This is a genomic window from Bacteroides sp. 41_26 (assembly GCF_949740115.1).
In the GTDB taxonomy this organism is placed as follows: domain Bacteria; phylum Bacteroidota; class Bacteroidia; order Bacteroidales; family Bacteroidaceae; genus Bacteroides; species Bacteroides nordii.
Map to the genome: position 1 here is coordinate 1 of NZ_CATJGZ010000139.1, position 12,005 is coordinate 12,005.

The 12,005-nt window shown below is 38.9% G+C and carries 4 protein-coding genes and 2 pseudogenes; all 6 read left to right on the forward strand.

Annotation, left to right across the window (positions count from 1 at the left end; translation table 11 throughout):
• A pseudogene (locus QX565_RS20210) lies at positions 1–337 on the forward strand (chondroitinase family polysaccharide lyase); the annotation flags it as partial.
• A gap of 129 nt (positions 338–466) precedes the next feature.
• Positions 467–4,477 (forward strand): hybrid sensor histidine kinase/response regulator transcription factor, encoded by a 4,011-nt coding sequence (locus QX565_RS20215; RefSeq protein WP_289294147.1) that lies wholly within the window; start codon positions 467–469, stop codon positions 4,475–4,477.
• 257 nt (positions 4,478–4,734) lie between these two features.
• Positions 4,735–5,151: pseudogene (locus tag QX565_RS20220) on the forward strand (glycoside hydrolase family 3 N-terminal domain-containing protein).
• Positions 5,152–5,237: 86 nt separating this feature from the next.
• A complete protein-coding gene (locus QX565_RS20225) occupies positions 5,238–7,541 on the forward strand; it encodes a WD40/YVTN/BNR-like repeat-containing protein (protein ID WP_289294149.1) in 2,304 nt (767 codons plus the stop codon).
• Between the two features lie 98 nt (positions 7,542–7,639).
• Complete coding sequence (locus tag QX565_RS20230) at positions 7,640–10,147, forward strand: glycoside hydrolase family 3 N-terminal domain-containing protein (protein ID WP_289294150.1); 2,508 nt, start codon at positions 7,640–7,642, stop codon at positions 10,145–10,147.
• 16 nt (positions 10,148–10,163) lie between these two features.
• A partial coding sequence (locus tag QX565_RS20235; protein WP_289294152.1) for a chondroitinase family polysaccharide lyase occupies positions 10,164–12,005 on the forward strand: 1,842 nt, incomplete at its 3' end.

The window sequence follows — 12,005 nt, forward strand, 5'->3', positions numbered from 1 at the left end:
CATACAAAAGGTAGATACCTCTTGTCTCATCATGTTACGCGAGCATAAGCAGGAAGCGGTACTTACCGTATGCCAACCTGACCTGGCACTCTATCGGGGGCCTTCCGATGATATATACGATGAGCAGGGAAAACGCATCGAACGCAGTATTTACTCCCGTCCCTGGATAGGAAATCCAAGCCAATCAATCCCCGTCCGTATCGAGCTAAAAGGCAAATGGGGAATCAATGAAACTCCCGGGTGTAAAACAGTCTCATCAGATACTAAAAAAACAGTATTAGAGTTTACCTGCACAGATGCAGCAAATCTGGAAGTTAAACTAATTAAAAAGGAATAAGAACTAATTCCCAATAAATACTATAAACGGGAGTTTAAAGAAGTAGTACATTGTATAAACTAATTTAAAATGACTATTTAAAATTGTATAGTTAGTATGAATTAATACCTGATCTACTCTCATAAACTTATGCATAAAAGATTATTAGTAAGTATCTTTATTTCTTTCATCTTCTCTTTACAGGGAGTGGGAGAAGAAATTTCGTTTAATCATCTTACTACTGAGGATGGTTTATCTAATAATTCGGTCATGTCTATGTATCAGGATGAACGGGGATTCATATGGATAGGCACACGTAATGGTGTTAATTTATATAATGGAAGAAACTTTAATGTCTATCAATACGATAAAGACAATTCAAACAGCTTGCATTATAACCATGTAGCCCAGATTGTAGGCGATAGGAAAGGGACTGTCTTTTTTATGACGAGTAAAGGGGTATCTGCGTTTGATATAAAAAAAGAAACCTTTACAACCTTAATTTATAATAATGTATTAGGCATGTATTATAAAGAGGCACTATATATCAGTATGAAGAATTCTATTTATCAATATAATGGTAAAGAGTTCGAACTTTATTATAGTTTACCGGATAAAGACGCATTAATTAATCATATTTGTTTGCAAAACGATTCAATTATGATTGGTACTATGAATAAAGGAATTTATATAGTAGGTAAAGATAGTAAAATAAACCATTTGATTCCTCATGCACGAGTTTGTGATTTGTTGAAAGATAGCTCCGGGCGTTTTTGGATTCCAACATGGGAACATGGTTTGTATATGTTACAAGGAAAAACACTTAAAAACTTTCGTTGCAAAACGGATGATCCGTCTTCGATCAGCTCAGATTTTGTCTATAAATGTTGTGAAGATAAAAAAGGAAATATTTGGGTCGGGACATTTAATGGTTTAAATCTATATCATAACGAAACGGAAACTTTTACAAGTTATACCAAAAGTGATAAAAGGACAGCGCTCTCATACCCTTCCATATGGAGTTTACTGTGTGATGAGCAAGGTACGATCTGGGCCGGCACTTATTATGGCGGAATCAATTATTTTAATCCGAATAATCAGATATATACAAAGTATAATACATCTTTAATTGAATCAGAAGGACTTAGCTTCCAAGTTGTTGGGCAAATTATTGAAGATAAAGAGCATCATTTATGGATATGTACGGAAGGTGGAGGACTTAATAAATTCGACAGGACAACAAATACATTTACTTGGTATAAGTCCACTAAAGTATCGAATAGCCTGTCGCATAATAATGTCAAGGCACTTTTTTACGATAGAAACAGAAACGTTTTGTGGATTGGTACCCACTTGGGTGGATTGAATAAGCTGGATATTACTACAGGACATTTTACTCATTATTTATCTGATCCGAACGATAGTAAATCATTACCGTCAAATGTAATTCGAACGATAGTTCCATATCAAAACAAATTAATACTGGCTACTAACCGAGGCATATTCATGTTTGATCCAGAAACTACAGAAGGAGAAATAATATTATACGATTCGGGCTTACATTCAGCTATTGAATTGAAAATCGACTCTCGGGGAGTGTTGTGGATTACAGGTAGTGACGAGTTGGAAGGTATCTTTGCCTATAATTTTTCTACAAAGAAGTTGAAAAGATATGTTTCAAGTCCCAAAGCAAATAGCATAAGTAGTACGGTTATCAACCATATTTTTGAAGATAGCCGGAAAAGACTTTGGTTTTGTACAAATGAGAACGGACTTGACTTATATGACCCTCTTACCGACAGTTTTGAGAATTTTGATAAACGCAATAATAACTTTGCCAGTAATATCATTTATAATATATGTGAACTTTCGCAAGATGAGTTGTTACTAACTACTGACCACGGTTTTTCGATTTTTAATTTAAAAGAAAAACGGGCAGAGAACTATGGCAAGGAAAATGGACTTCCCATGATTGATGTAAGGAAGAAATCGTTATGTAAAACAAGTGATGGAGAAATATTCATTGGGGGAGTAGACGGTATGTTTTCTTTTAAGCCCGAACGCCTTAAACCTGTTTTTCATTCATATTCCATTTTGCCTTATCAACTTTTTATTAATGGAGAGAAAGTTGCTGTCAATGGTCAAGACGGCATTTTATCACAAAGTTTGTCTTTAACTAAGCGTATTGTATTAAAATCCCATCAAAACAGAATTGATATCGAATACGCTTTTACTGACTATCTGCCTTCTTACAGAGAGGATATTGTGTATTTCTTAGAGGGATTTTCCAAATCATGGACAAGTATGCGTAGTAAAAATACAGTAACCTATGAAAATTTGTCTCCAGGTAAATATGTCCTTGTAGTGAAGGCTCAAGGTGAAAATAGTAATTTGGTACCAGAAAGCCGTTTGGAGATAGAAGTTTTACCTCCTTATTACCGAACGATATGGGCTTATTCGGCTTACTTTTTTTGCCTGGCAATTTTAAGTTTTTATCTGGTTCGCGTGTATAAAAAGCGTATTGAATTGCAAGAATCTCTTAAATATGAGAAAAAGCATACAGAAGATCTTGAGAAACTAAATCAGGCTAAGTTGCGTTTCTTCACAGATATTTCACATGAATTCCGAACCCCTTTGACATTAATTATCGGACAGATAGAGATACTTCTACAAACACGTTCACTGGTTCCGGGCGGATTTAATAAAATTTTAAGTATATACAAAAGTTGCTTGCATCTAAGAGAACTACTAACCGAGCTACTTGATTTTAGAAAGCAAGATCAAGGGTATTTGAAGATTAAGGTAGTTGAGAGTAATATAGTTAGTTTTTTGTATGAGCACTATTTACTTTTTAATGAATATGCCTTACATAGGCGTATTCATTTTCAATTCTGTAAAGAAGTAGACGACTTGAAAGTCTGGTTTGATCCCAAACAGATGCATAAAGTATTCAACAACCTCATCTCAAATGCTTTTAAGTATACGAAGGAAGGTGAAGATATCAAAATTTCGATTCAGAAGGAGAACGAGGAAGTTGTTATTGAAATTATCGATACCGGTGTCGGCATTGCTCCGAAAGATATGGATAGGATATTTAATAGGTTTTATCAAGTAGATCAAGATTCTTCATTTCAAGGGACAGGCATTGGACTTGCTCTATCAAAAGGTATTGTTGATTTACATCATGGTAGAATTGAAGTTCGAAGTGAAGGATTAGGAATGGGAACGACTTTTCGCATATATCTTAAGATTGGAAATAATCATTTTCAGAAAGAACAGATCGGTGAAAAGGAGGAAAATATCGATTACTTAAGACAAATGTCTATGCCGGAGTCATTCCAATCACTCTTGTTACAGGAAGATGCAGTATCTTCTGATAATAATGTAGAGGAAGTAAATACGAGTAGCGTTAAGATATTGATTATTGAGGACAATCTCTCTTTGAGAAATATGTTAATTCAGATTTTTAGACCGTTTTATATGGTTCTATCATCTTCGAACGGGTTGGAAGGATTGGAAATATTACGTAGTGAGATGCCCGACATTGTGCTTAGTGATATCGTCATGCCGGGGATGTCCGGAATTGAATTATGTCAGATTATAAAAAAAGATTTAGACACGTGCCATATTCCGGTTATTCTTCTAACAGCTAAAACAACCGTAGAAAATAATTTGGAAGGATTACGGATAGGAGCGGATGACTATATCACAAAACCGTTTAATGTTAATATTCTTCTTTCCAGATGCAATAATCTTGTCAATAATCGGATTATGCTTCAGGAAAAATTCAGCAAACAGCCTCAGGCTATGGCTCAGGTGCTTGCAACAAATGCCTTTGATAAAGAATTTTTAGATAGAGCAGTAGCGGTCGTAGAGCAGCATTTGGATGATTTTGAATTCAATATGGACTCATTTGCTTCTGAGCTTGGGATGGCACGTACCAAACTTTTCACCAAGATGAAAGCCATTGCGGGACAAACGCCTTATGAATTTATTATGACATACCGTCTCAAGAAAGCTGCTATAATGCTCAAGTCTAGTCAGGAATTAGCTATTTCGGAGATATCGGATCGACTTGGATTTAGTTCTCCCAAATATTTTACTAAATGCTTTAAAGACCGATACCATGTAGCTCCGCTAAATTACCGTAAAAATGATTAGAATGATTTTAGTTCTATAATACGCTTTAATCTCATGCAATATCGTTGAAATGGGTGATTTTGTACTTATCCTACCCCTGTTTTGTACTGACACAGGTGTTCTTAATCTTTTCCTATGTGTATTTTTGCATATTCGCAAATGGCAGTAAATTAAAATACGATAAAGAATGAAATTCAAAGAGTAGCAATTGAAGAAACCCGGTTGGGGATTCCTGTTATAATTAATGATGAAGCTTTACATGGCCCTATCCACAGCCTATTGTACTATCTGGTACTTGGGATTTAGATTTGATCCGTAGGATAGGAAATGCTATTGGAAAAGAGACCTATAGTCGGGGGATTCGTCAGGTATTATCTCCAACTTTAGACCTTGCACGTGATCCGCGTCATGGAAGAATGAAAGAGACGTACGGGGAAGATTCTTATTTGGCAGCTTGATTTGGTGTTGAATTTATAAAAGGTGTACAGGGGAACGGAGTAATCTGTAATCCCAAACATCTTTTAACAGATTTCGTAGCAGATGGAGGATGTGATACCGGGAATATCGCTTTGAACGAAAGAGAACTACATGAATTACATATGGTACCCTATCGGGCAGCTGTTATAGAAGCGAAGTCCAAGTCATTGATGGCTACATACAATGCAATTGAAGGTAAAAGCTATATCTTTAATTAACAATTGATTTTGTAAGATTAATAGATCGGAAAGTATAAGTGAATAATAGGATACAGTTGGTTGTAATTTGAATAAAATATAGAAATATGAAGTCTAAATCATTTTTAGTAATAGTGTTGTTGACTTGCTATTCATCATTAAGTTATAGTCAGGTTTCATCTGTGAAACTTAGTACTTATAAAAAAGGGAATCAGAATATCACTGTTTATCAGTCTGATATGGGTGGTGGTGGATATATAACCGGTATTGTACAAGATCCTCTGAATAGTAATATACTGTATGCCCGAAGTGATGTTGCCGGTATTTTTAAGAGTGTGGATGGTGGTAAAAGCTGGGCTGTAAAGAATTCCGGTATGAATAAGATGAGTGATCATTATTGCCATTCTCTCGCTATAGATCCATTCGATAATAAAAGACTGCTACGCGCATCCGGTGATGTGCGCAGTTTTCGCTTCACAGGACGTATTCACCGTTCTGATGATGGAGGAGAAAGTTGGTATCTTGTAAAAGATGGACTCGATTATTACGGTAATGGCCCGACACGTATGTTTGGAGAGCTTATTGTTTTCAATCCGGACAGAAAAGGTGAGGTCGTAGCAGGAAGTTTCTCCAAAGGCCTTTGGATGAGCCATGACAATGGTGAGACATGGACCTGCAAAGGGTTAGAAGGAGAGCGTATGTCTTCTGTACAATTCTGTGATAATCGTATTTATGTGTGTACAATCTCCGATAAATATAGTAATGATCCTAAATCTTATAGATTTAGCGAAGATCCCAAATCACTACAAGATTTTAGGAGAAATAAAAAGACTCGTATATATACGTCAAACGACTGCGGGGAAAGTTGGCAAGTTTTATATGAGAGTAATAAATTAGCTGCTATATATGAGATAATTGTTACTGATCATGGAAACACTGTGTTATTTACGGCAGATGTGGGAGTATATCGTAGCGAGAACGGTGGAAAATCATTTAAACTCATCTCCGATCTACCATCAGAAAACTGTTATCGTACTTTGGTACAATCTTCCCTTGAACCGTCCGTATTCTATGCTGCTGAGATGATACCATCGGGAAAGGCAGATATTCCCATTTATCGTTCTGCCGATAAGGGACGTACTTGGCAATTAATTTCTCCAAATTGTAGTTCTGAAAATTTGTCATGTTTCCCCGCTTGGCATGGAAATGATACCAGAAGGTTGGGTGATTCGCGCATATCGCATATTCTGCCGGATAACGTTAATCCAAACAAACTATACATTGCCAACTGGTGGGGGATAACGGTTACTGAGGATCTAGGCAAAAACTATTGTGGCAATTATTTTAAGGGAATTGGAATTATCTGTTGCGAGACATTGTTGCAGCATCCCTCCCGTCCCGATCAACTCATTTCAGGGGTATGTGACCACGCTCCGGCTCTATCTACCGACTGTGGCAAAACCTTTTCAACTATTCCTGCTAATTACGGTCCGGCACGTACAGTCTGTCTGTCTCGGTTCAATCCAGACCTGTTGCTTTTTGTAGATGAGAGAAAGGGAGAGTACATTCGATTATACAAAAGTGAAGATAATGGAAAGAGTGCGGAGAAGAAGTGGGAGATGGAAAATAAAAATTTTATTCAGGATATAAAGGAAGATCCTATTGTAAAAGGGCGTTTTTGGGCATATGTTGAGGGAGATTCCAATTCGCAATATCATCCTGGTGTCTATGTCTCGAATGATTGGGGTGAAACATGGAATACAACTGACACTAATCCCTTTATTAATCTGAAATCGGTTCCTGAAGATGAATTTAAGATTGATAGGGACTTAACTCCAATTGTGAATCATCAATATAAAAATGGATGTGGTACAGGGCAAATGTTGGCCATTGATTCTCAACAAGCAGGTGTAATATATGCCGGGGAATGGACCACTGGAATCTATCGCACGCTTGATGGAGGAAATAATTGGGAAAATATAGGAGGTGGACTTCCTTTTGACAAACAGAAAAATGAGATATTGCAATTTGTTTATGCCGACCCATATCGTGCAGGAGTTGTTTATGCCGGATTTTGGAATAAAGGTTTATGGAAAAGCAGTGACTTTGGAATCACCTGGCAACAAATAGAATTGGGAGGCAACAAGAATTGTAATGCATCTTCTATGTCGATAAATCGTGATGAGAAAGGTGGAGAACTAATGGCGCTGGGTTGCTCTAATCATCCGTTAGGAGATACTGATACCGCTTTATGGATTAGCTACGATAATGGCGGTTCGTGGAAAGATATATATGATTATTCCATAGGTTGTGCCCGGTTTCTATCTGTTGTTACCAATGCCAACCAGCAACGTATTTATGTGGCGACGGCGGGAAATGGAGTTCTGTATTTCGATTTGTCAGGGAAGTAGAGACATAGTGCTTGCTGTTCTCCCTTCTACTATATCTGATTACTTTTATATGTAGATGTGTAGGTATATAGTGATTATTAATGTACAAAATATATAGTATGATGAAACTTAAATTAGTAATGCTGTCTTCACTCTTGTTGACGGCAGTTTGGGTGGAGGCTCAATCAACAAAGTTGTATCCTCCTAAAAAACAAATGTATCATAAAGGTTGGATCGATTTTAATAAAAATGGAAAACTCGATGTTTATGAAGATCCGAAACAACCGATCGAGAATCGTATCAAGGACCTGTTGAAACAGATGACTTTGGAAGAGAAGACTTGCCAATTGGCTACTTATTATGGGCATCGCAAATGCCTGAAAGACAGTCTGCCTACGGCCGAATGGAAAAATATGATATTCAAAGACGGAATATGCAATATCGATGAGCATATTTCTCTCAAGCCGATGATCAAGGAAAATTCTTCTCCGTACAATATGGCAAATGCCATCCGCGAAACACAGCGCTTTTTCGTTGAGTACACCCGCTTAGGCATACCTGTGGATTTTACAAATGAAGGCATTCGTGGTCTAGCTGCCCGGCATGCCACCAGTTTCCCGTCTATGAATGCGTTAGGATGTACTTGGAATAAAAAGATAGCTTATTTACAAGGGGCTATTCAGGGTAAAGAAGCACGCGCACTGGGATATACCAATGTATATGCTCCCATTCTGGATGTGGTTCGCGATCAGCGTTGGGGACGTTTTGAAGGAACGATTGGTGAGGACCCTTATCTGGTGGCACGTATGGGAGTGGAAATGGCGAAAGGAATCCAGGACCAGCGCGTGGTGTCAACTCCCAAACATTTTGTCGGTTATGGCGATTGTAAGGCTGCCAGACAGTATTTCACGCGTACAGATCCGCACATTACTCCTTCAGAGATGTATTATATCCACGAATATCCCTTCCGTAAAGTATTTCAAGAAGCCGGTGCTCTCGGTGTGATGTGCGCTCTGAATGACTATGATGGTGATCCGATAGCCGGAAGTTATGAATTCCTGACCCGAAAATTACGGGGTGAAATGGGATTTAAAGGATATGTAGTTTCCGATAGCTATGCCATTGAACGTATGACTGTCTTCCACAATGTATGTGAAGACTTGGAAGAATCTACTTTACGAGCCTTGCAGGCCGGACTGAATGTCCGTACCCGTTTTGATAGTCCGGATGTATACATCAATCACATTCGCACTTTAGTAAAAGAGGGGCGATTGTCGGTCGAAAAGCTGGATGAGCTGGTTTCTCAGGTGCTATATGTTAAGTTCTGGATCGGATTGTTCGATCAACCATATACCGGTGATGCCGTACAAGCACAGGCTTTGCTGAAATGTGATGATCACATGGAGACTGCTTTGCAGGCATCACGCGAATGTATGGTATTGCTAAAGAATGACAATAATACATTGCCGTTATCTTCCGATATTAAGAAGATAGCTTTAATCGGGCCTAATGCCAATACTTGCAATTACGTACCGACACACTACGGTCCGATGGATTTTCATTTTGTAAGTGTTTATGACGGTTTGAAAAATATTTGCGATAAAAAAAACATTGAAGTTAATTATACGTTAGGTATTGGTTTGGTAAATGAAGGTTGGCCTGAGAGCGAATTGTTTCCGCAGCCCTTATCCAAAGAAGAGAAAGAAAGCATTGCCGAAGCTGTCGAATTGGCAAAACAAAGCGATGTGGCCGTACTTGTATTGGGTGACGGGACAGCAACTTCCGGTGAAAGCCGTACACGTACCAGCCTCGATTTACCCGGTCATCAGGAACAATTGCTCGAGGCGGTTATTGAAACCGGAAAACCTGTAGTAGTGGTTTTGATATGGGGTCGTCCGGCTACCATTAATTATGCCGACAGGTATGCATCGGCCATTCTGGCCGCACCTTATCCCGGTGCACAAGGCGGACAGGCTATTGCGGAAACCTTGATGGGAGAGTATAATCCCGGAGGGAAATTGAATAGTACTTGGCCCCGATCGATAGGGCAATTACCTATGAATGTTCCATGCAAGCCGGGAGCTAATGACGAGCCTCCATTAAGCTACCCGAATGCCTGTGTTTGCGGATTACTTTATTGCTTTGGGTATGGTTTGTCGTACACGACTTTTGAATATGATGCTTTGGCTATCGATAGTATACAATCCAAGACGGGTAATGTAAATATTTCCTGTCGCATTACCAATACTGGAAAAGTGGCGGGAGACGAAGTGGTACAACTCTACCTGAATGATGTGATAAGCTCCACTACTACTTATGAAAAGAACCTCCGTGGCTTTGAACGTGTGCATCTATTACCGGGCGAGTCTAAAGTGGTTCGTTTCAGTATTGTACCGGACGATTTGAAACTCATTAATCTTCAAAACCAGAAAGTGGTGGAATCGGGAGAATTCAAAGTGATGATTGGTGCCTCTATTGAAGATATCCGATTGGAAGACAGTTTTTTTGTTACCAACGGTGCAAAGACTTATAAGAAAAAAGAGAAAGTGGTAGCTAAAGACACGTACCATAAGTTGATGATGCGCGACCCCGATAAAGAAGGTAAGAATCAGTATAAGAATCAGTAATTATATATCTATACACATGAAAAAAAATAGTTTTTTGTTAATATTGTACCTGCTTATGTCTACGGCAGTGCCGGCACAATTTATTAAACATGAGAGGTTGCTGTCATTTGAAGATCAGGGAGTACCTGTTTTTGTTACGGCCTCTGATTCCGAAGTGTCTATTTCCAGCGATCATTATAAAGATGGGGAAAGCTCTTTACTATGGAAATTTCAGCCCAACGGAGTGCTTTCAATAAAAAAAGAGCTTGGCTTTGAACCGAAAGATCCGACGGGTGTCGATAAGTTCTTGTCAACTTTTATGGTTTGGATATACGGAAAAGAAACAGTGAATGGACAATTGCGTTTCGTTTTCCTGAAAAACGGTAAAGAATGTTGTTCTTTCCCGTATAAGCTCGGTTTCAACGGATGGCGTACGGGCTGGGTTATTTACGAAAGAGATATGGAAGGAGAGCCTGAAGAAGGAATGAATGAAATACGAATTACGGCCCCCGGTGTTGCCGGTGAACTATACATCGATCATCTCCTGACAGCAGCTAAAATAGATCATCGTTGCCCTACTGCCGATCTCCAAGTGCCATTTATCAATAAAAACTCCAACAGTTCGTGGGGATCATTTGCAAAACGTGCTACGTTAGTTCCTGATATACCAGTTGAAACCGTAATCAGCGACGTTCAAAAGAAGCATATGAAAGTAATTGAAGAACGTTTTCTCGGACTCATTTGCCCTTCGAGTGAAGTTACTCCGCATGTAATGAAAACTTTAAGAGATACTTACTCTTTGTATAATATTACCTATAAAAACGGTTCTGTCATCGGTCGTCCCATCTATTACGGGGCTGCCGTAAGCAATGCTTTCAGACGCATTTTACCTGATTGGAACAACTTGGCAGCCCTTAATATGGATGCTGTAGGTTATTTTAGCCTGATGAATCGGATTGCTGTAGCTTATAACAATACATTGATTCCAATGGAAAAAGAAGAATTGAAACAGATGTTTCTTGCTATGTATGATCATCTGACCGACCAAGGATGGGACTATGGAAGTTGTCTGGGTACCCTTACGCTTCATGGATATAGTTTCCGTAACTTCTTTACAGCCTATTTCCTAATGAAAAGTGTCTTACATGAAACAGGAAGACAGAAAGCGGCAGGAAGAACCATGCAGTGGTACTCGATGTGTAACGAAACGTTTCACATGCCTAAAAGCCAGGGTGAGAATGCCGACATTTTCAACACGTTGAGTGTAGGCCGGCTTGCCGGGATATTGATTATGGAGGATACGCCTGAGAAAGTGCAATATCTGAAATGCTTCTCCCGTTGGGTTAATAATGGTTGTCTTCCATCTCAGGGACTGACCGAAGTATTCAAAGAAGATGGTTCCGCTTATCATCATTGTAATAATTATCCGGCTTATGGAATCGGAGCCTTGGGAGGAGTCACCAATATGATTTATATATTGCATGGTACTCCGTTTGCAGTATCCCCCGAGGCACATCAGATTGTGAAAAATGTATTACTTACGATGCGTTTTTACTGTAATAAGCGTCATTTGCCTTTATCTATGTCCGGACGTCATCCCAGTGGAAAGGAAGCACTGTCTCCCATCCATTATGCCACTATGGCACGTGCCGGTTCACCCGATGGAACCGATGAGATTGATCGTGAAATGGCGGCAGCTTATTTACGTCTTATTAAAGGGGATTTAAAAAACAATCATCAGGAAAAAGTGTTGAAAGATAAAGGATACTATGCCGAAACCGATCCTGAAGGAAATAAAGCAATGGGATACGCTTGTGTATCCATACAACGTCGTAATAACTGGTCGGCAGTAGCCCGCGGTCATTCGCGTTATCTATGG